Below are 21270 nucleotides of genomic sequence, written 5' to 3' on the forward strand. Positions count from 1 at the left end.
TCATCCCGAACCCGAGCGTAGCGTTGAATTCTTTATATATGTTCGAAATCCAGTCCAGGTCTAAAGTATGGATTCCGCGGTCAAAGCCGCGGAAATTCGAAGCATGGCATTTGCTCACACCGAACCGTACAAAAAACACAGACGGTAATCACCTCCACCTCATCCCGAACCCGAGCGTAGCGTTGAATTCTTTATATATGTTCGAAATCCAGTCCAGGTCTAAAGTATGGATTCCGCGGTCAAAGCCGCGGAAATTCGAAGCATGGCATTTGCTCACACCAAACTGAATTCCCGCGGCTCTGACCGCGGGATCCACTGAGTTAAGCCGAGGTTCTGTTCAAGAGACCGAAAGTAGCGTAGGTGAGGGCTTATAATTCCTGCATCCAATTACTTATGGACTATACTCTAGAGGAAGGTGTAGCTTATGAATTTTAAAAAAAGATCCCGAATATTGACATCCGCTTTATTAATTGGGCTAGTCATGCCACTTTTTGGAGAAAATGTTCCTTCAGTATTTACAGAACAATCTAACTTGTCCATTGTTCAAGACCCAATTGACAGTAATTGGCTTCCGGATATTGTAGGTTTGCCTGATGAAGCTGAGGTTGAGCATCTTACTGATCATGTCGCTGAAGTGATGGAAGAGGAGCAAGATCCAAATTGTAATGCCATTGATTATAATCTCAGAATGATTCTGTTTCAGAATTTTGTTATTTATCAGCATATGGCCAATGCACAGCATCATTATTTTCAAGAAAATATGGCACTTAAATATGCCCACATACTCGCCATGATTCTGAGAGAGAGCAGTGGAGATCCAACCAATGTCACAGACATGAGCGGCCATACAATAACGACGAGCAAGCCAGACACCAATTTGCAACGCTGGAATAATTTATTAAACATATCATCGCAAAATGGGCTTCGATTTAATTATCAAACTAACTTTGGATTAACTCAACTTTCTGTAGACAGATTGTTTATTGCTTTCAAATTGGCCAATGGACGAAGTCATGTCAAGGATTTTCTCGAAGGGAAATATGGTGATGCAAGCCCCGATCAAGTCACTTTAAATACGGCTATTGCAATCCGCCGGTTGATTTGGTTCTATCAAGATATCGCTCAGGGACGATTAAGTCAAAATGATGAGCCTATAGATGTGAACGATATTTATAAACCTGAATTTACTGAACGATACCAGAATGGTTTAAAAAGGGCGCTTTTATACTGTGGTACTCGATTTTTATTTAATGTTGATAACCAACCTGTCTGGACTAATAATAATTTAATTTTTGAAAAAGCAATTGCATCAATTGCTTATTGCAAACTAGGCAATGAGCATATTGGATACGGTAAAAATGAAATCGACGAATTGTGTTTCGTTGAATGGGTGACTCTATGTCCAGCCTTAAACATTGATATAGCACTTCTAACACCGCTCAGTTACTTCCAGACCAGGAAAGACAAGCCAGTGTGTATAGACACTTTTAAACGTTTGATAAATCAGGAACCGCAAAATGAATAAAAGGGAAGTTGGAATACAAGTTGTTCCTACCTCCCTATGTCAAATTGATTAACGTTCCCGCAAGGCGGATTGTTTGGCTTTAATTATGGGTTTAAGTAAGTATTGTAAAACAGATTTTTGACCGGTAAGAATATCAACCGTAGCCATCATGCCTGGAATAATCGGTAAGGGTTTTTGATTCGTTCCCAAGTGATTTTTATACGTGCGAACGCGTATTACATAATAACTTTCATTTTTTTTGTCATTCTCATCGATGATGGTATCCGCACTGATTTGTTCGACTTCACCTTCAAGTCCGCCGTAAATTGAAAAATCATAAGCAGTTATTTTAACCATGGCTTTTTGTCCTGGATGGATAAATCCAATATCGGATGGCCGTATTTTAGCCTCTATCAGCAGGGTGTCATCAAGAGGTACGACTTCGATAATATCACTTCCGGGTTGAACTACACCGCCAATAGTAGTTGTTTTAATTTGTTTTATAATCCCATACACAGGTGATCTTACTGTAGTTCGAGTCAAACGATCCTTATCTGCCTTATTTGCCTCAACCAGAGCAGAAAGTTCACCTCTTGCTTTATTTAATTTATCCAACTCATCGGATTTAAATTTATCAATATTTCCTTTTATTTCATTTACAGTACGATCCAGACGGATTACTTCAACTTCCGAAACTGAACCATTTTTTAATAAGGGTCGAGTCATGTCTAATTCTTTTTGGGCCAACTCAAGAGATTTAGTTAATTGCACTAATTCTCTCATTCGTGATTCATATAGTGATTGCTGGTCTTTAACCAGGTTGGGATAATTCTTTTTAAGATCTTCCGGAAAATCGGGCTGAGTCTGATTTATTTCCGCGTTAATTCGTATAATTTCTAATTCCAAAGAGTCAATTTTTTTCTCTGCTTCAGCATAACTGGACATAAAACGCGTATTGTCAATTTGCATCAATATTTGATCTTTCTTGACTATTTCACCTTCTTTTACATAGATCTGTTGAACGATTCCACCCTCGAGATTTTGGATCACCTGTATTTCACTGGAGGGAATAACTTTCCCTTCTCCAGTAGTCACTTCATCAAGTATTGCATAATTAGCCCATACAATTGCCACTAAAATGAAGAAAGCAGAGGTCCATAAAATAATATGGGTAAATGCTCGAGACTTATGAGTTTTACTCATGTTATTGTTTCCTTATCGTCACGCCAGTTTTCAGGGCATTAAGAACCGCTTCTTTTGCTCCATCTGCAATAACTTTACCATTTTCCAAGACGATAATTCTATTGACCAATTCAAGCATGGATAGCTTATGGGTAATTAAAATTAAAGTATGATTCTCAGTCAGATAATCATGCAATCGCTTTTTGATTTGGCGTTCATTGTTATCATCCATGGCAGATGTGGGCTCATCCAAAAGTAAAATATTGGGCTGCATAATCAAGGAGCGGGCAAGTGCAATGGACTGTCTTTGACCGCCGGATAATTCAGCCCCTTTTTCTCCAACCTGCCGGTCAAAGCCTTTTGGGTGATTATTAGTAAACTGCGTCACACCGGCTATTTCGGCCGCATTTAATAGGGCACTGTCTTGAATAAAGGGAGCACCAACACAAATATTATCGCGAATGCTTCCATAAAACAAAACAACATCTTGTGGTACATAGCCAATTTGCTGGCGCAAATCATCGGGATTAATTTGTTTGTAATCAGTGCCATCCAGCAGAATAGTGCCTTCGGTCGGGGTGTATAATTTTAACAACATTTTACCTAGAGTTGATTTTCCTGAGCCAACACGACCAATAATTGCAACACGCTCCCCAACTTTAATTTTAAAATTTATATTTTGAAGGACATTCACTTCATCGTCTTTATAATGAAATGACACATGCTTGAACTCGACATCGCCTTTTAGTGCAGGCCTATGAAGAAATCGAGCATCCTCGGTGATGTCAGTCTCTAATTGCATTATGTTATTTAACGATTCCAAAGCGTTGACTGATTGGAAGTAACGAGTGAATAAAGTGGATACTTGTGCCATTGGTGCTAATGCACGACCAGTCAATATAGTACAAGCAATTAAGCCCCCAGTAGTTAATTCATTATTAGAAATCATATAGACACCAGCAATAACAATTGCGATGGTAGCTATTTGGGTTGCAAGATTGGTAATATTGATGCTTGTATTCGATACAATCCTCAAATGCATGGCATTTTTTGATGCCTCATTAACAATTCGTTCCCATCTCGATTGCAGGATAGATTCGGCGCCTGTTGTTTTTACGGTCTCAATAGAAGATAACGACTCAAACAGAGTAGCTTGTTTTTCAGAGGAGTATTGATAGGACTTTCTTGTCAAACGAATCAATGGCCATTGAAGAAGCAAGCCAATAATTAGAATAATGGGTATTACCAGAAAAGGTATCCAGAATAAACTGCCACCAATTAGATAGACCACAAATAAAAAAATACATACGAAAGGAAGATCAACTAAAATCGTCATGGTACTGGACGTTATAAAATCTCGAAACATCTCAAATGATTGAACCGTATTAGCCAATGAACCAACAGAGCGTGGCCTGTTGGACATACTTAAGCCAAGTACTTGCTGAAAAATAACAGCTGATAATTCGAGATCACTGTGTTTATTTGCTACATCAATAAAATAGGAGCGTAAGGTTTTTAAAATCATATCGAAAATAAAAACCACAGCAACGCCACTGGCTAAAACCCACATGGTATCGATTGCATGATTGGGCACAACGCGATCGTATACATTCATGGTAAATAAAGGGATAACTAAAGCGAAAATATTGACGAGTAGTGAGGCAAGCAGTACTTCAGAATAAAGAGGCCAGGATTTAACCATGACGCTCCAAAACCAGTTTTTCGACTGTTTCTTTAACGTTTCTTGAGAACGGTGTGTATGTTTAAACTGTTGTTCCACTAAAATAACTTGCCCACTGAGTTCTGAAGCTACATCTTCAATCTTGATTCGGGTATCAGGTGCTCTGGGATCAAGAATTACTTTTTTACCTTCATCATCAAGAATCAATAAAACAGCGCTACCATCATTTTTAAGTAATATAAGAGGAATGTATTCCTCATCCAGTGCATCCGGCTTCATGGTTTTTAATTCGGCATCAAGAGAAGCCCTGCCAGCGGCCCTGGGAAATAAATCAACGGTGAGCTTGTTATCAACCAAAGGCAAACGTGCTACTAGAGATAGGGGAGAGAATGGATTTTGGTAGTACCTTGTAAGCAGAACAAGACATGCTAAAAGTGTATCGTTTTCAGCAGTCTCACCTAGATCAACATGAGACCATGATTGCCTTCGTGGAGTAGTCATAGTTACCATTTTTTGTTATTTAAAATAAGTATATACAAAAATCAAATAAATAGTGATGTTTTCAGCTAAACAGTATATTTACGCTTGTTAAAAGGCTTTAATGACTCTGATATCTGCTTATATAATTCAGGTAACCATCTGGGTTGAGCAAATGTAGTGGTTGATGGTTTTTGATGACGCAAATCGTTTGGGGCTATTATGAGTTGAATATTATTTAATCCAACTCGTCGAGCCAGAATAAAGAGCTGATCAATCGCCAGATCACCTATTGCGAGGCATCCTACTGATAAATTGCGACCATGAATAAAAATATTATTTCCCAATTCTCTTCGACCATCCTGGTATCCCTTTTCACGATCAAAGCTATTGGGATAATTAATCATCATTGATAAATGCATGCTGCTAAATGGATTAAAATTAACTAATTTATAAACACCTTCGGGAATTTGTTTGTCATTTTCGCGTAATTTAGGTCCTAAACGGCCACTGAACCCTGTTAAGGGATAATCGTGTATGTGTGTCCAATCCTGATTTGGATTTTTAGCCCACAACTCGACCTTGCGCTCAGATTTGAACGCCAGTAACGCGATTTCACGCGGAGGATAACTGACTCCAGCTTTGGTAAAAAATGAAATTAATTGAGGCTCTACTCTCAATCCATATCGTTTTACGGCATGATCTATAGCTTTATCCCAGTTCAATTTGGGAGCCATTGAATAGGCGCTTAAAGAAATGAACATAAAAGCTATAAAAAATAAACGTTTCATGTAAGTACTGAATTCGTAAGTTAAAGGCATAGTATCAAATAAAAATCCTAAGAACAATTTGCAAAAATTAATACTCTTGGTGATGTTGACAATTGCTCTATAACCTCAACGCGATAGGATGTATTCGCGTAATCCAACACATCACTATCTTCAGCGGACAAGACGCGACAGACTGGCGTTTTCGAATAATTGATCAAGTCAACTGTCAACAGATCCTAATTCGTTTCTACTCTTTTTTTTTGTTGCAATAACATCTGTTTTTTACTCGGAGCAGATAATTGTGTCGTAATAAAATCAGGGCTTATTTCCAAGCGGCCTATGGAAGGTACTAAACCATAATGATTGGGGCATAGATAAATCACAGAACCATCTGCAGCAACTTTATAAAATATATACCTATAGGAGCAATATTCGGGTTTCTGAAGTAAAGCAACCTGCATCACAGGAGTACCTGTCATTCTATTTTCAATAAAATAAGCATTAATCCAGAGATTTGAGATAAGCAGAATACTTCCAATAACAATTAATGATTTAATAAAAGTACTAACATATCGGAACAAAGCGCCATCACTGCTTAAATGATCAATCACACGAACCAAGGCTATAAAAAGAATGATTAAATTAGCAGAGTAAATTGCTGCATTCATATAATTGAAATAACTGCCAAGAATTTCTCCGCCAGAACTTTGGAAATGAATAACTAATGCTATAATACAAAGCCATAGTGCAGAAATAACATAATAAATTGCTTTTCTTTTGATTCCAATAATTAAAAGTACTAAAGCAATTAATGGAAAAAGACAGTGGATAACTTTAGCTAAGTTGTACATTAATCCATTTCCTTGTTATATGATCGTTTTGAAAAGTTCTATATTTATATCAGTAATTTAATGTCTTAGCTAGTCCTCTTTTGAAGGGCAAATGATGCTCAGTTCATTTATTTTCTTACCGATATCGTCAGTTGCCAATCCGCTTGTTCCGTATTAATCGATTGGGTCAGAGTCTCTAATCAGCAGAATGTAGGGCGTCATTGGATAGGAACTGGTTTTAATCATATTCTCCGGTACTACTACGCGTCTTAAGGTAAATTGATTTAATGCTGGAAGAATATAAGGAATGGGATTCATTAATGAAGTTTGTTTGTTGTGATTGGCCTTTTGCTTTTCCTTGTTAGGGATGCTTTGATGCACAGTGCCAATCCATATAGGATGATCAAAGTTATTTATAAAGTAATTGGACTCCCATAAAGTCAATACCAGAATTAGTTTTGATTTGTCATCATGATAAGTCATCAGCAGGGCTGGGCGTTTATTTTCAAATAGCTGAGCGAACAAGGGTAATTTTACTCCTTCATTTGATTTGTTCATTCTCAATAATAGTTTTGTAAAGAACGATTCTGTGTGAACTTTCCATCCATTCTGTTCCAAACCAGTAACCAAAGAATCCAGGTTCCCTGAATATTGCAGATTCAACAGACTGATTCTGTGGCCAATTCTATTTAATCTGTATAAGGGTAAAATTGGCTTTAATTGGTTCCACCACACATGCTCAGTCAATGTATATTCTTTATGGTAGGGTGCATGATTATGAACAAGTCTCTTGTAATTCAAATTGGCTGAAAGCGTTGAACACAACAGGATGGTCAACAGCACGGTCACCATTTTTCCCACAGACACTTCTTTTTTCGAGGTGATATATTGTGTTTTTCTATAGCTAATCCAGTGTATTAAACACAGGAATACACCGAGAAAATATGCAGCGATTACATCGGTAAGCCAATGATCACCTAAATAAAGTGCTGCAAATCCACTTAATCCAAGAAAAATTAATATCAAGGTTCTGAATGCATTTGTGAGGATAAAATAATTATTATTGATGTAGAATAAAATAAATCCATAAAATGCTGTCGCAAGAACGAGGTTCTTTACCGGGAATGAAGAACCTTGCATTGTTATTAGTAGACCTTCAGGTCTTGATGTGTAATGGATATGAGACACAATAAAGGTAATCATCACACTAAAAAACAGCACGCTGCTTAGATAAGCTATTATTTTAAAATTACGCTGAACCAATGCCCACAGACAAAATACTAGAAATAGCCCTGTTAAGGTGATAGTACTGGTTAATTGAACACAAATAATAGCCAGGGACTCCAGGAGCGAAGTATGTAAACTTTGAGTGAACAAATGTATGGGGACATTTATGGCACTGAGCCATTGGGTAGTCATACTTAATATGAGTAACAAAAGAAAACCAAGCAACGATATCAGCGTGAATAACAATAAACCAGCAGTGGGGTAATGATCTTTTTCAGCTTCGGGAGTGATGGCACTAAACCAGCTGAATAATTTGGACTCATTTTTTGAATTGAGCCAAAAAGCATGCAAATTATTTTTTAAAAATGAATTAATTTTAAGAAAAGCTGATTTTATAAAAATACTGGCAAACCAAACGCCGGCCAGAATAACTAAAATCAAAATAAATAATCGAGTTGCCCCTTCAGTAGATAATTCATGACCTGCTGTTCCAATCAAGAATCCCGGTATTACATATAAAATAGACCATCCTATTGCGGATATAACATTTGCCAACAAGAATCGCCATTGTTTCATATGCATTATTCCGGCGATAACCGGAATAATAGACCTTAGCGGCCCAACAAAGCGACCAATTAAAACGCTTTTACCACCATGTTTTGAAAAAAACTCTTTGCCATAGGTTAATAAATAGGGATATTTTTTAAAAGGCCAGACTTCGAGGAGTTGATCGCTGTAAAAATAGCCAATAAAGTAGCTTAGGCTGTCACCGCATACTGCACCTAAAGTTGCCGCAATAAGGGTAAGATCTATACGCATAATTCCGGAGCCGGCAAGTATTCCAATACCAGTCATAGTGACTGAACCCGGAACAATGCTGCCTATAATGGCCAATGATTCTGTCAAGGCGATAATAAAAGTAATGAATAATGACCAATGAGGGTTTGCCTGCAACCAGCTGGTAAGTGGATGAACATAATCAGCAAACAAATTCATAGTATCTCATTGGCAAAATTGATTAAGGAAACTTTGTTCAAAACGCTGACTTACCTCTTCCAGACGAATATCCGGTTTAAAATAACTCATTTGCGTCATTTCCATTTTGGCATAACCACAAGGATTAATGCCTGAAAATGGTTTTAAATCCATATCAATGTTTAAAGCAATTCCATGATATGTGCAACCGTTTTTGACTCTTAAGCCAATTGAGGCTATTTTTTTATCTGCTACATAGACGCCAGGCGCGCCACATCGAGTATTGGCCTCAATCGAATAGTGAGCCAATGTGGTGATTAGAACCTGTTCTAACTGACAGACCAGTGTTCTTATTCCCAGATTTCGCCTTCGAATATCCATTAAAACATAAGCAACAAGTTGGCCAGGGCCATGATAAGTGACCTGACCGCCACGATCTGATTGTACAATTTTAATCGCATTAGCATTAAGTATGTGTTCTGGCTTGCCTGCCTGTCCCTGGGTATATACTGGATAATGTTCTAATAACCAGAGTTCATCATTACTGTGTTCATTTCTATTGCTAGTGAACTCTTTCATTCGATGCCATACATCATCGTATTCTTGTATTCCTAAATGGTGAATGTCCATCATAAAACCATTTTCACGTCAGGGTGTTTGGTGAGATCCTGATAAAATGAATCAAGCATCTCCTGATTTATGGCGCATACGGTTACAGTAATAGCCAAATAACTGCTTTTTTCACTTAATTTATGAGTTAAATTATCATGATTAAAATCAGGAAAGTGTTGATTCACTATTATTCTTATTTCTTCAAGAAAAACCTCTGAATTAATGCCGATGATTTTAACAGGGAAATCGCATGGAAATTCTATAATTGATTTTTTAGTCATAGTTTAATTTATTAATTGCTGAAATGATTCATTTAGTATACGCCAATTATGACCAATATTTCCTTGATTAATTAAGGAATTATCAAGTTTGGTTATAGGAAACAATTCTTTGGTCGTACTACTAATCCAAAGCTCCTTTGCATCAAATAGTTCAGAAACTTTTATGTTATCTTCAATAAAATTCAAATTTAACTGATTGATTAAGTCTATGGCTACTTGGCGGGTTACTCCCGGTAAGCAATAGTGAGTTAATTTTGGTGTTTTGATCACGTTATCTTGAGTAACAATAAAAACATTTGAAGTGCTTCCTTCAGTAACTAGTCCATCACGTGCAAGAATTGACGTGTGAAAACCAGAGGAAACAGCTTCATCGTTCAGTAAAATATTGGCGAGCAGGGAGGTTGTCTTTATATCGCAGCGATTCCATCGTATGTCCTCTAACAGTTTTGCACTGAGCCCTCGTTCTTTTTCCTGCTGCGTTGGATAAGGGGTATGAAGTGTAAAGGCAATAATAGACGGTTTAATTTCAGAGGGGATATCGTGTTTGCGAGCGCCTTGATTACCTCGAGTGACCTGAATGTATATTTGCAAATCACCACCATTATTTGCGGTAATAAGATCGTCTATTAATTTAATCCAATCAAAATCATGCATCTCAATTTTAATTTTTTGTATATTAGAATTGAGACGCTTTATATGTTGTGCTACGAAATACGGTTGGCCATGATAAACGGGCAATACTTCATATACCCCATCGCCAAATAAAAAACCTCGATCAAAGATTGATATTTTGGCTTCGGACAGTGGGCAGTATTCACCGTTAACATAAGCGATGTTCATCTTTCGATAATCCTACGAACCAAACCATCGTTTGAAGGCCAAGCGAATGGAATCCTTTGTGCGCGTATAAAAACCGCCTGCGTCTACAGTTTGAAGTGCATAAAGAGGACGAGTTGAGATGATATTATTATCAAACTGAACCACTAAATCACCCACTTTATCGCCCTTTTTAACGGGTGCTTGCAGATAGGATGGTATTTTGGTCGAAATAGTTAATCTTTGATATTGACCAGCGGGTATTGTAATAAATTGATCATCAGTCAAACCGACATTAACCTTGTCTACAGAACCTTTATAAAGAGGAAGTTCTGTTAAAGATTGGCCTGATTTATAGAGTTGATGGGTTTCAAAAAATCTAAATCCATAATTGAGTAACTTTTCACTGTCATCAGCACGTGACGAATCATTGGGTTCACCAAGTACTACCGCCAGCAGGCGCATGTTATCCCGTTTTGCAGATGAAACGAGGCAAAATCCAGCTTCGTTAGTATGACCGGTTTTTATTCCATCAACCTGGTTGTCTCTCCATAACAAGCGATTTCTATTGGGTTGGCGGATTCCATTGTAAGTAAACCATTTTTGTTTGTACCATCCGTAATATTGAGGAAAATCGGTGATTAATGCACGACCCAGAATTGCCAAATCTTTTGCTGTAGTATAGAGGTTTGGATCTGGAAGACCGGTACTGTCAGTAAAATGACTGTTTTTCATTCCCAGATTTTGAGCCTGCTGATTCATTATTTCCGTAAATGCACCTTCAGTTCCGCCCAAATGTTCTGCCATCGCGACGCAGGCGTCATTCCCTGAATCGACAATAATTCCTTTCAATAACTCCTCGACTGAAACCTGTTGGCCTTCTTTAATAAACATGCGCGAACCACCAATTTTCCATGCTTCACGGCTCACTCGAACGCTGTCATTTAAATGTATCTGTCCATGATGCAATGCATTGGAGACAACATATAATGTCATCATTTTGGTCAGACTTGCTGGAGGTAAACGTTCTTCACTGTTTTTTTCAGCAATTATTTTACCACTATTCACATCTATAAGAATGTACGCTTTTGCGTTGAGCACCGGAGCTGCAGGAGTGACCATTGGTTTATTTGTTAAGTTAGGGGTGGGCTTAGCCAAATCGGTGGGTAAAGAGTCTTCAGCTGCTGAATTGCTGGATTGGACAAATAATGTAATAAAAAACAGTGTCGTCAATAAAAAAGACGTGGCTTTAGTCATGTTGTTACCTGATGTAGTTGCAAAATGCCGATATCTTAACACAGCCTTTTGCGCGCCTCCAAATAGCATAATGAAAATAATGATATTATTTTCTGCGACAGTCCCAAATTCCATTTAATTGATTACAAAACTACGAAAATTCAATAAATTTAGGTATATTACAAGGAAATAAATAATAATAATAAAGAAAAAAATGCGAAAAATACTTTTAGTTTTAACTGTTTTACTTTCAAGTTGTCAAACGACCAATTCACCAGATTCATCATCGACTAATTCTGGAAAACAAAAAGTAAACAATCCTCGTCAGTATCAGCAAAATTTCGTTTACGATCGATATAAAAACAAAAATAATCGATATACCATAAAACAGGATGGAGCTCCTGAAAAGCAACAAAATGTTAGTTTTAAAGAGCCGGTTCCTGCCAGTGAACCTCTAAGCCGCTATGGAAACCCATCGGAGTATTTCGTTGATGGTAAGGCGTATAAAGTCATGCAAAGTTCTAGCGGATATAAAACACGAGGCGTTGCATCCTGGTACGGAACTAAATTCCACAAACAACGCACTTCAAGTGGTGAACCTTATAATATGTATGTGATGACAGCAGCACATAAAACCTTGCCTTTACCCACTTATGTTAAAGTTAAAAATCTGGACAATGGCCGTGTCGCTGTGGTTAAAGTGAATGATCGTGGACCTTTTCATGCAGATCGAGTCATTGATTTATCTTATGCAGCAGCCTTAAAGCTCGGCGTTTTTCCCAAAGGTACTGCAAATGTCGAAATTGAAACGTTGAAAGGACCTTCTGGTGTTGCGCATTATTATCTACAAGCAGGTGCATTTTCATCGGAAGTTCTTGCAAAACGATTAAAAGAAAAATTGGTTCATATTACGCCATCGCCTGTATTTATTGAGCACTACCAACAACATTATGTTGTCCGAGTTGGGCCATTTGGTAATAAAGCCATGTCGGATAACCTTAAAAAGATGTTAGCCCAAAATGGTGTAAGCGGTTCTTTTTCTGTGCTTATCTAGTCCACCGGGATCCGAGGTTTAAAATCCGGATCCTGGGAATTCCTTTGTAGGTGCTTCGTACCGTTTGATCAAGTGTTACAGACTAATAAATTTGTTAGCTAAAACTCTCATGAAAAAACTGATTAACGGTATATACTTAATTTTGACATTAAATTAAGTTACGAAATTGAAGAATTAATAGCTAATTCATGGATTAATGGATAAAATTGCAAAAAAGGGATGATTTTCACTATTCAATTTACTTATGAGGCACACTACCAATGCATGATGGCTCTGTATTTTATACAATATTTTTAATATTTGCTGGGGCTGCATTCTTTTCCACACTGGTCCTCTACACCAGACAATCGCTGCTGGTTGCTTATATTCTGTTAGGTGCTGCCTTCGGTCCCTGGGGTTTAAAGTTGGTACCCGATGTGACGACCATTCAACAAATCGGTGATATTGGAATTGTATTCTTGCTGTTTTTACTAGGTCTTCATCTACAGCCACAAAATCTGGTTCACATGTTAAAAAAGGTGACCTGGATCGCGATAGTGAGCTCTGTTCTCTTTGCCGGAATAGCCTACGGAATAGGTAGATGGTTTGGACTCACTGTTACCGAATCATGGGTTCTTGGAGCATCAATGATGTTTTCAAGTACTATCATAGGCTTAAAACTGCTGCCAACTACTATCTTGCATCATCAACATACTGGTGAAGTCATGATCAGTGTTCTGCTGATGCAGGACGTCATTGCGATCATCATCTTGATCTTGATTAATGGAGCACACCAGGGTGGTGGGTTATCATTAGACGACCTGGTGCTGGTCTTGATTGCACTGCCTGCTCTGTGTTTGTTTGCTTTTGCTTTTGAGCGCTATATATTGATTAAATTGCTCGCGCGCTTTGATAGAACTCAGGAGTATGTATTTTTACTTTCTATTGGCTGGTGTCTTGGATTGTCATTTTTAGCACAAAAACTAGGACTTTCAGAAGACATAGGTGCATTTGTAGCAGGTGTTGCTCTGGCAGCTAGCCCGATTTCATTGTTTATTGCAGAAAGCTTAAAACCATTAAGGGATTTTTTCCTGGTGATGTTTTTCTTTACCATTGGCGCCACGTTCAATTTCAGTTATGCCGCACAAGTAGTTATTCCGGCAGTTATTCTTGCAGCACTGATACTAATTGTTAAACCCTTATTATTTTATATTCTGCTATTTAGAGCTGGCGAGAAAAAGCAAGTTGCCAAAGAAGTAGGGTTTCGACTTGGACAGGCCAGTGAGTTTTCATTGCTGGTTGCAAGCATTGCCCTTAGTACGAAACTTATCTCAGATGTTGCTTCCAATCTGATTCAGGCCACAACTATATTAACCTTTATAGTGTCATCGTACCTTGTGGTATTGAAATACCCCACACCAATTGCCCTGTCAGATAAAATGCGTAAGGATTAATATTATGAAATTATTGGTAGTAGTATTGTGCTTGCTTAGTGAACGATTTTTGATCCATTCGCTTTCATATCAACGATTTTCATGGTTTGGTGATTATTATTTAATGATTACCAATGCCATTGAGAAGCGCATTCATAGTGACAATCCTTGGGTTTATTTAGCGGCTATAATATTGCCGATCACTTTGCTCACATCAATTATATATCTTATGTTCCATAATCTGTTTTTTGGTTTTACAGGATTATTGCTCAGCACATTAATTTTTTTCTATTGTTTAGGCCCCCAGAATGCATTTTATCCACTTTCAGAATCTGACTCTAAAACTGAGGATAGTGAGTCCGTAGGAGATTATTTTGCTCTGGTAAACAGCCAACTTTTTGCCGTTATTTTCTGGTATATACTTGCCGGACCAATTGTTGTTTTAATCTACAGATTATTCACCTTGTGCAAAAACTATAATGAGGTAAGTCAACAAGCAAAACAAGTCACTGAAATCCTTGAGTGGGTACCAGCCCGTATTACCGCTTTATTGTTTTTATTAGTAGGTAATTTCCAACGCGGATTTACTACTTTTCTTCAATATGTTCTTAATAGCCCGGATTCTAACTATCGGTTATTAAGTGAATGCGGCTTGCAAGCAGTACGAGTAAATGAATCTGATGAGATACCGATACCCAATGCTGAGGCACTTGTTGAGCATGCTGCAATAGTATTCGTGGTGTTTATTGCTTTATTTACATTGGTTGCTTGGCTCTAGAGTTGTAATACCCCATAACTTATTGTAGGACTAATCTATGAGTTACTTTATTCGTTTAATCTGTTGCGCTTTGCTTTTTGTGCTATCGGGTTGTGCTACGCAACAGCCAGGCGTGGTCAAGTCCAAAGAAATAGGCCAATGCATGCAATTGTGCGAGCAACGGTTCGATTCATGCAAACAGCAATGTTCTAATAATTGCCCAAGATGTTCACTAATTGCCTCCAAAGAAGCTGAACAAAATTACCGTCAATACGTGCATGACAAACAAGTTCAAGGGGGTTATGTGTCACGTGGGTTGAATTCTTACCGTGATCCACTACAATGCCGCAAAGTAACGTGTAACTGTACATCAGATCTTTTAACCTGCAAACAAAATTGCACTGGTGTAATACAAAAACGCTTACAAGCTGTACCATACTGTACATAAAATTTTGAAAGTCGGGGAACTTTTTCATGGCAAATGAAACTAATTTTGATTTGGATCCAATTGAGACACGTGAATGGCTGGATGCCCTGCAAGCTGTTTTTGCCAATGATGGTAACGAGCGTGCTGCATTTCTTTTACAACAGCTTTTAAATAAAGCAAATGCAGAAGGAGTGAAACTAACCAGTTCTATTAATACTCCTTACAGAAATACAATTAAACCTCATGAGGAGAAGCAAATGCCTCCTGATGAAGGACTTGGTAAGCGTATCAATGCCTTGTTGCGCTGGAATGCTGTCGCAATGGTTCTACGGGCTGGAAAATATGCTCCTGAATTAGGCGGACACATCGCATCCTATGCCTCCTCTTCAACTTTATATGAAACAGGATTCAACTATTTCTTTAAAGGACCAAATGGAAACAATGGTGGAGACTTGCTTTATATTCAAGGCCATTCTTCACCTGGAATCTACGCTCGCGCTTTTCTTGAAGGTCGCCTGTCAGAATCCAAACTGCAAAAATTCAGACAAGAGGTAGAAGTGGATGGGTTATCCTCTTACCCGCATCCTTGGCTTATGCATGATTTCTGGCAGTTCCCAACTGTTTCCATGGGACTTGGCCCCTTACAGGCTATTTATCAAGCTCGTTTTCTTAAATACCTTGAAAACAGAGGATTAATTAAGGCAGAGGGCCGTAAAGTTTGGGCATTTCTTGGTGATGGTGAAATGGATGAGCCAGAATCTGTAGGAGCTCTAAGTATTGCCGCCAGAGAAAAACTGGATAATCTTATTTTTGTAGTCAATTGCAACTTACAACGCTTGGATGGTCCTGTGCGAGGTAATGGAAAAATTATACAGGAATTGGAAGGGTTGTTCCGAGGCGCCGGTTGGAATGTGATTAAAGTAATTTGGGGAGGGCGTTGGGATCCGCTTTTTGCCCGTGATAAAGAAGGTTGGATGCAAAAAAGGATGGAAGAGTGTCTTGATGGTGACTATCAAGCCTACAAAGCAAATGACGGCTCTTACGTCAGACAACATTTCTTCAATCAATATCCCGAATTAAAGAAAATGGTTGAAAATCTGAGTGATGATGAGATATGGCGCCTCAATCGTGGTGGTCACGATCCTCAAAAAGTTTATGCTGCTTACGCTCAGGCAGTTGAGCATAAAGGCACCCCAACAGTCATTCTTGCTAAAACGATTAAAGGTTATGGAATGGGAGCTGCTGGTGAAGGTCTCAACATTACTCACCAGCAAAAGAAAATGACTTTAGAACAATTAAAGGCATTCAGAGATCGTTTCAGTATACCCATTAGTGACGATAAAATCGCAGAAATTCCATTTTACAGACCTGATGACGACAGCCCTGAAATCCAATACATTAAAAAGCAACGAGAGGCTTTAGGTGGTTATTTACCTCATCGTTCTAACGAGGTACCGGCGTTACCGATTCCTCCTTTAGAAGAGTTTGCCTCAGTAACTCATGGCTTGGGTGATAGAGAAATATCAACAACAATGGCTTTTGTGCGTATTCTTTCAATTCTTCTGAAAAACAAAGAGTTGAGTTCAAGAATTGTTCCCATTATTCCAGATGAGTGCAGAACCTTTGGTATGGAAGGTTTATTCCGCCAAATCGGAATTTATTCTCCTGTTGGCCAACTGTATACTCCTGTTGATCATGAGCAGGTTATGTATTACAAAGAAGCACGTGATGGTCAGATTCTGGAAGAGGGCATTAATGAAGCCGGAGCATTCTGTTCATGGATTGCTGCAGCGACTTCATACAGCTCTAATAAACTCACGATGATTCCGTTCTATATCTATTATTCCATGTTCGGTTTCCAACGTATTGGCGATTTGGCATGGGCTGCGGGCGATATCCAGGCAAGAGGATTTTTACTTGGTGGAACAGCCGGTCGAACTACTTTGGCTGGTGAAGGGCTACAACATCAGGATGGGCATAGTCATCTTTATGCTTCTACCATTCCCAATTGCGTTTCCTACGACCCAACATTTGCTTATGAACTGGCTGTGATTATTCAGAATGGTTTACACCGAATGTATGAAAAAGCAGATAATGTGTTTTACTACATCTCTGTAATGAATGAAAACTATGTTCAACCCGATATGCCCAAAGGGGTCGAGGAAGGGATCATTCGAGGCATGTATGTATTTAAAGAAAGCAAAAAGAATGCTAAAAATCATGTCCAATTAATGGGCTCAGGCACTATTTTACGAGAAGTGATTAAAGCTGCTGAACTGCTTGAAAATGATTACTCAATTACTTCAGATATTTGGAGCGTAACAAGCTTTAATGAATTGCGTCGTGATGGTTTGGCCAAAGAGCGGCATAATGCAATGCATCCTGAATCTAATCCTCAAGAATCCTATGTAGCTTCCCAGCTTAAGGATCGCAAGGGACCAGTTATTGCAGCTACAGATTATATGCGCATCTATGCCGATCAGATCCGTCCCTATGTACCTAATCGATACGTTACATTAGGCACAGATGGCTATGGAAGAAGCGACACGCGTGAACGATTACGGCATTTCTTTGAAGTAGATGCTAAATTTATTGTTCTGGCAGCTTTAAATGCCTTGGTTGCTGAAGGAGCGATAGATAAGTCTAAAGTTGCGGATGCGATTAAGCGATACTCTATTAATCCAGATAAATTAGATCCAGTTACCCATTAGTTAAACTAACTGAAATGAAGATTTTTACGACAGTTTAACTGAATGCTGAGGATAGATATGGCAAATGAAATAGAAATAAAAATACCTGATATAGGTGGTGCAACTCAGGTTGATGTGATTGAGATTTTAGTTAAGGCAGGCGATCAGATTAACGTTGATACTCCGCTTGTTACTCTTGAAACAGATAAAGCGAGCATGGAAATTCCTTCCCCAGTAGAAGGCGTTATCAGCCGTATCGCTTTAAAAGTAGGGGATAAAGTATCTGAGGGTGATTTGATCCTTGTGGCATCAATCAATCAGGACAATGAAGTCTCTCAAGTTGAAACTTTGGCAGATACTCCTCAACCTCAAAAAAGCGATGAGCCGGCTAAAGAAACTCAATCGATAACAAGTAACAATAAAAAAACTATCGAAATAACTGTACCTGATATTGGTGGTGCAACCGATGTAGATGTTATCGATATTTTAGTACAGCCGGGTATGAATATTGAGAAAGATCAGTCATTGATTACCCTTGAAGGGGATAAGGCGACAATGGATATACCTTCGCCTTATTCAGGTAAGATTGTAGATGTCAAAATTAAATTAGGTGATAAAGTAGCTCAAGGAACACCAATACTTATCATGGAGTCAATTTCAGGCGATGAGACTGAGAAAAACGACCCAATCATTACTGCACCCGCACCAACTGAAAACCAGCATACACAAGCGAGCCCAGTAATAGAGCCTCGTTCAGAGATTATTGTTGCTTCTGAACCTGTTGAGCATGCAGAGCTTCTATCAGCGGGACCTGCTGTGCGCCGAATGGCCAGGGAACTAGGGGTTGATTTACGTCTCGTAAAAGGAAGTGGACGTAAAACTCGCATTACTAAAGAGGATGTACAAAATTACATAAAAAGCCGCTTAAGCGAACAGCCAGCTAGCGGCCAATTTAATGTACCATCAGCACCAGTAATTGATTTTAGTAAATTTGGTGACATTGAGTTAAAACCACTGAATAAAATTAAACGATTAACTGGTGCCAATGTACATCGCTCCTGGATAACCATTCCTCATGTTACCCAATTTGATGAAGCAGATATTACAGACCTGGAAGAGTTTAGAAAATCAGAATCAGAACGGATTAAAGATTCGGGTTATAAATTAACTATATTGGCATTTGTTTGCAAAGTGGTCAGCAAGGCTTTACAGGTTTATCCGCAATTTAATTCATCGCTGGATGCCAGCGGCGAACAGTTAATATACAAAAAGTATTGCAACATAGGAATTGCAGTCGAAACCAGTAATGGTTTGGTGGTTCCTGTGATTAAAAGTGTGGATCAACTTGCAGTAAGTGACATTGCGTTGGAGATGGGACGATTAAGCAGTAAAGCCCGAGATAAAGGTTTAATGCCAGCAGATATGGCTGGTGGTTGCTTTACAATATCCAGCCTGGGTGGTATTGGCGGTACTTCGTTTACTCCTATAGTAAACAGTCCGGAAGTCGCAATTCTTGGATTATCGCGTTCATCAGTAAAACCGATATATGATAAAGGAGAATTCAGGCCAAGATTAATGCTACCTCTGTCTTTATCTTACGATCATAGAGTTATAGATGGTGCTGAAGCAGCACGATTTACACGTTATATAAGTGATAACTTATCTGATATTAGAAGAGTGCTACTCTGAGTTTATGAGATAATTTAACTGTAATTTTCAATATGAGGCATTAATAATGGCTAACAAAATTAAAACTGATGTCGTAGTTTTAGGTAGTGGACCTGGCGGATATACTGCCGCTTTTAGAGCAGCTGATTTGGGTAAAAAAGTAGTCCTGGTTGAGCGATTTGACTCACTGGGTGGCGTGTGCCTCAATGTTGGTTGCATTCCATCAAAAGCACTTTTACATATTGCTAAAGTAGTTGATGAAGCTCATGAAATGTCTGACCAGGGTGTTGAGTTTGGGAAGCCCAAACTGGATAACAAGAAGTTAGTAGCCTGGAAAAATTCCGTAGTTTCAAAATTAACAGGCGGATTAAAAGCCCTTTCCAAGCAGAGAAAAGTTGAAGTTCTCACTGGTGTAGGAAAGTTCTCTGGAACTCATCAAGTTGTTGTTGAAACGAAAGAGGGGCCGGTTGAGGTTGATTTTGAGAATGCCATTATTGCCGTAGGTTCTGAGTCAATTAATTTGCCTTTTATTCCTGAAGATAAGCGTATATTCAGCTCAACTGGAGCTTTGGAACTCGCTGATATCAAGGGCAATCTGTTAGTATTAGGCGGTGGTATTATTGGTTTGGAAATGGCGACAGTTTATTCTTCATTAGGTGTTGATGTCACCGTTGTTGAGTTTATGGATCAACTAATACCTGGTGCAGACTCTGATTTGGTCAATGTGCTACAAAAGAGAATGGTTAAAAAGGGTGTTAAATTCCTGCTTAAAACTAAAGTCACTGCTGTTGAAGCCAAGAAAGACGGTATTTACGTATCCATGGAAGGGGAGCATGCAACTGATAAGCCATTATGCTTCCAGCAAGTTCTGGTTTCAGTTGGTAGAAAACCTAATGGTGGAACGATCAATGCTGAGAAAGCCGGGGTTAAAGTTGATGAACGTGGGTTTATTAAAGTGGACAATCAACTAAGAACCAATGTTCCCCATATTTTTGCCATTGGTGATGTTGTGGGCCAACCTATGCTTGCTCATAAAGCCATTCCTGAAGGCAAAGTAGCAGCTGAAGTTATTGCAGGTAAAAAACATTATTTTGAACCGAAATGTATTGCCAGTGTTGCTTATACAGATCCCGAATTAGCCTGGGTTGGTTTAACCGAAAAAGAAGCAAAAGAAAAAGGCATCAATTACGAAAAAGCCACGTTCCCATGGGCTGCCAGTGGTCGAGCATTAAGTATGGGGCGAGAAGAAGGGATGACCAAATTACTGTTTTGTCCTGAAACAAATCGTATATTGGGTGCTGGAATTGTCGGTATCAATGCTGGAGATCTCATTGCAGAAACAGCTTTAGCTATAGAAATGTGTTGTGATGTTGAGGATATTGCATTGACAATTCATCCGCATCCAACATTATCTGAAACAATAGCTCAAGCAGCAGAAGCATTTGAAGGAACGATTACCGATCTTTATTTACCCAAAAAGAAAAAGAAATAATTGGGTAACTGGCAACTAATAGAACTTGGGATATAGGCTGTAACTATTGCTCTATAAACTTTAGTTAGCGGGGCTTGTTTTCAAAAAAAGAAACAAGCCCCGAATTAATTTTCAGTTAGCCTGGTTACTGCTCATGAGGTCTAGGTTTTGAATAATTCGCGAATATATTTGTTCTGACT

General features: G+C 38.6%; 16 protein-coding genes. 7 read left to right on the forward strand and 9 right to left on the reverse strand.

Annotated features, from left to right (window positions below):
* The first annotated feature begins 424 nt into the window (after positions 1-424).
* Positions 425-1525, forward strand: a complete 1101-nt coding sequence (locus ELY21_RS13635) for a hypothetical protein (RefSeq protein ID WP_127110326.1) — start codon at positions 425-427, stop codon at positions 1523-1525.
* A 48-nt stretch (positions 1526-1573) separates the two neighbouring features.
* Here ELY21_RS13635 and ELY21_RS13640 read toward each other — a convergent pair whose 3' ends face one another.
* The 9 genes from ELY21_RS13640 to ELY21_RS13680 all read right to left on the reverse strand — a co-directional run bounded on the left by ELY21_RS13640 (position 1574) and on the right by ELY21_RS13680 (position 11612).
* Positions 1574-2707, reverse strand: a complete 1134-nt coding sequence (locus tag ELY21_RS13640; RefSeq protein WP_127110328.1) for an HlyD family type I secretion periplasmic adaptor subunit — start codon at positions 2705-2707, stop codon at positions 1574-1576.
* A 1-nt stretch (position 2708) separates the two neighbouring features.
* Positions 2709-4868 (reverse strand): type I secretion system permease/ATPase, encoded by a 2160-nt coding sequence (locus ELY21_RS13645; protein ID WP_127110330.1) that lies wholly within the window; start codon positions 4866-4868, stop codon positions 2709-2711.
* Between the two features lie 65 nt (positions 4869-4933).
* Positions 4934-5665 (reverse strand): murein L,D-transpeptidase family protein, encoded by a 732-nt coding sequence (locus ELY21_RS13650; protein WP_127110333.1) that lies wholly within the window; start codon positions 5663-5665, stop codon positions 4934-4936.
* 185 nt (positions 5666-5850) lie between these two features.
* Entirely contained in the window at positions 5851-6465 is a 615-nt protein-coding gene (locus ELY21_RS13655; protein WP_127110335.1) for a type I secretion system protein LssZ, read from the reverse strand.
* A 153-nt stretch (positions 6466-6618) separates the two neighbouring features.
* Positions 6619-8667 carry a bifunctional DedA family/phosphatase PAP2 family protein gene (locus ELY21_RS13660; RefSeq protein WP_127110337.1) on the reverse strand — a complete coding sequence of 683 codons (2049 nt, stop codon included), beginning with the start codon at positions 8665-8667 and terminating at the stop codon, positions 6619-6621.
* A 6-nt stretch (positions 8668-8673) separates the two neighbouring features.
* Positions 8674-9276 carry a lipoyl(octanoyl) transferase LipB gene (gene lipB, locus ELY21_RS13665; RefSeq protein WP_127110397.1) on the reverse strand — a complete coding sequence of 201 codons (603 nt, stop codon included), beginning with the start codon at positions 9274-9276 and terminating at the stop codon, positions 8674-8676.
* Positions 9276-9539: a YbeD family protein gene (locus ELY21_RS13670; RefSeq protein WP_127110339.1), complete on the reverse strand. Its 264-nt coding sequence runs from the start codon at positions 9537-9539 to the stop codon at positions 9276-9278. The genes lipB and ELY21_RS13670 overlap by 1 nt, the downstream gene beginning before the upstream one ends.
* Before the next feature lie 3 nt (positions 9540-9542).
* Entirely contained in the window at positions 9543-10379 is an 837-nt protein-coding gene (locus ELY21_RS13675) for a D-amino acid aminotransferase (RefSeq protein WP_127110341.1), read from the reverse strand.
* A gap of 12 nt (positions 10380-10391) precedes the next feature.
* On the reverse strand, positions 10392-11612 hold the full coding sequence (locus ELY21_RS13680; RefSeq protein ID WP_233588719.1) for a D-alanyl-D-alanine carboxypeptidase family protein: 1221 nt from the start codon (positions 11610-11612) through the stop codon (positions 10392-10394).
* Positions 11613-11805: 193 nt separating this feature from the next.
* Here ELY21_RS13680 and ELY21_RS13685 point away from each other — a divergent pair, with 193 nt between their 5' ends.
* From ELY21_RS13685 to lpdA, 6 genes are all read left to right on the forward strand, one after another.
* Positions 11806-12645, forward strand: coding sequence for a septal ring lytic transglycosylase RlpA family protein (locus ELY21_RS13685; protein ID WP_127110343.1), 840 nt, complete (start codon positions 11806-11808; stop codon positions 12643-12645).
* Positions 12646-12905: 260 nt separating this feature from the next.
* Entirely contained in the window at positions 12906-14078 is a 1173-nt protein-coding gene (locus tag ELY21_RS13690; RefSeq protein ID WP_127110345.1) for a cation:proton antiporter, read from the forward strand.
* 4 nt (positions 14079-14082) lie between these two features.
* Positions 14083-14835 carry a regulatory signaling modulator protein AmpE gene (gene ampE / locus ELY21_RS13695; RefSeq protein WP_127110347.1) on the forward strand — a complete coding sequence of 251 codons (753 nt, stop codon included), beginning with the start codon at positions 14083-14085 and terminating at the stop codon, positions 14833-14835.
* A gap of 453 nt (positions 14836-15288) precedes the next feature.
* Positions 15289-17952 carry a pyruvate dehydrogenase (acetyl-transferring), homodimeric type gene (aceE, locus tag ELY21_RS13705; protein WP_127110351.1) on the forward strand — a complete coding sequence of 888 codons (2664 nt, stop codon included), beginning with the start codon at positions 15289-15291 and terminating at the stop codon, positions 17950-17952.
* 57 nt (positions 17953-18009) lie between these two features.
* The gene (locus tag ELY21_RS13710; RefSeq protein ID WP_127110353.1) at positions 18010-19620 is read left to right on the forward strand and encodes a dihydrolipoyllysine-residue acetyltransferase; all 1611 of its coding nucleotides are present in this window, start codon (positions 18010-18012) and stop codon (positions 19618-19620) included.
* 46 nt (positions 19621-19666) lie between these two features.
* Positions 19667-21091, forward strand: coding sequence for a dihydrolipoyl dehydrogenase (gene lpdA / locus ELY21_RS13715; RefSeq protein ID WP_127110355.1), 1425 nt, complete (start codon positions 19667-19669; stop codon positions 21089-21091).
* The last annotated feature ends 179 nt before the right edge of the window (positions 21092-21270 follow it).

It is taken from the genome of Legionella sp. km535 (assembly GCF_003990085.1).
GTDB lineage: Bacteria > Pseudomonadota > Gammaproteobacteria > Legionellales > Legionellaceae > Legionella > Legionella moravica.

Bases quoted from the DNA above. Each gene is read 5' to 3' on its own strand.
- ELY21_RS13680 (WP_233588719.1), bottom strand. From the start codon at position 11,612: ATGACTAAAGCCACGTCTTTTTTATTGACGACACTGTTTTTTATTACA.
- ELY21_RS13635 (WP_127110326.1), top strand. From the start codon at position 425: ATGAATTTTAAAAAAAGATCCCGAATATTGACATCCGCTTTATTAATT.
- ELY21_RS13690 (WP_127110345.1), top strand. From the start codon at position 12,906: ATGCATGATGGCTCTGTATTTTATACAATATTTTTAATATTTGCTGGG.
- ELY21_RS13650 (WP_127110333.1), bottom strand. From the start codon at position 5,665: ATGCCTTTAACTTACGAATTCAGTACTTACATGAAACGTTTATTTTTT.
- ELY21_RS13685 (WP_127110343.1), top strand. From the start codon at position 11,806: ATGCGAAAAATACTTTTAGTTTTAACTGTTTTACTTTCAAGTTGTCAA.
- ELY21_RS13670 (WP_127110339.1), bottom strand. From the start codon at position 9,539: ATGACTAAAAAATCAATTATAGAATTTCCATGCGATTTCCCTGTTAAA.
- ampE (WP_127110347.1), top strand. From the start codon at position 14,083: ATGAAATTATTGGTAGTAGTATTGTGCTTGCTTAGTGAACGATTTTTG.
- ELY21_RS13660 (WP_127110337.1), bottom strand. From the start codon at position 8,667: ATGAATTTGTTTGCTGATTATGTTCATCCACTTACCAGCTGGTTGCAG.
- aceE (WP_127110351.1), top strand. From the start codon at position 15,289: ATGGCAAATGAAACTAATTTTGATTTGGATCCAATTGAGACACGTGAA.
- ELY21_RS13655 (WP_127110335.1), bottom strand. From the start codon at position 6,465: ATGTACAACTTAGCTAAAGTTATCCACTGTCTTTTTCCATTAATTGCT.
- ELY21_RS13645 (WP_127110330.1), bottom strand. From the start codon at position 4,868: ATGACTACTCCACGAAGGCAATCATGGTCTCATGTTGATCTAGGTGAG.
- lpdA (WP_127110355.1), top strand. From the start codon at position 19,667: ATGGCTAACAAAATTAAAACTGATGTCGTAGTTTTAGGTAGTGGACCT.
- ELY21_RS13675 (WP_127110341.1), bottom strand. From the start codon at position 10,379: ATGAACATCGCTTATGTTAACGGTGAATACTGCCCACTGTCCGAAGCC.
- ELY21_RS13710 (WP_127110353.1), top strand. From the start codon at position 18,010: ATGGCAAATGAAATAGAAATAAAAATACCTGATATAGGTGGTGCAACT.
- ELY21_RS13640 (WP_127110328.1), bottom strand. From the start codon at position 2,707: ATGAGTAAAACTCATAAGTCTCGAGCATTTACCCATATTATTTTATGG.
- lipB (WP_127110397.1), bottom strand. From the start codon at position 9,276: ATGGACATTCACCATTTAGGAATACAAGAATACGATGATGTATGGCAT.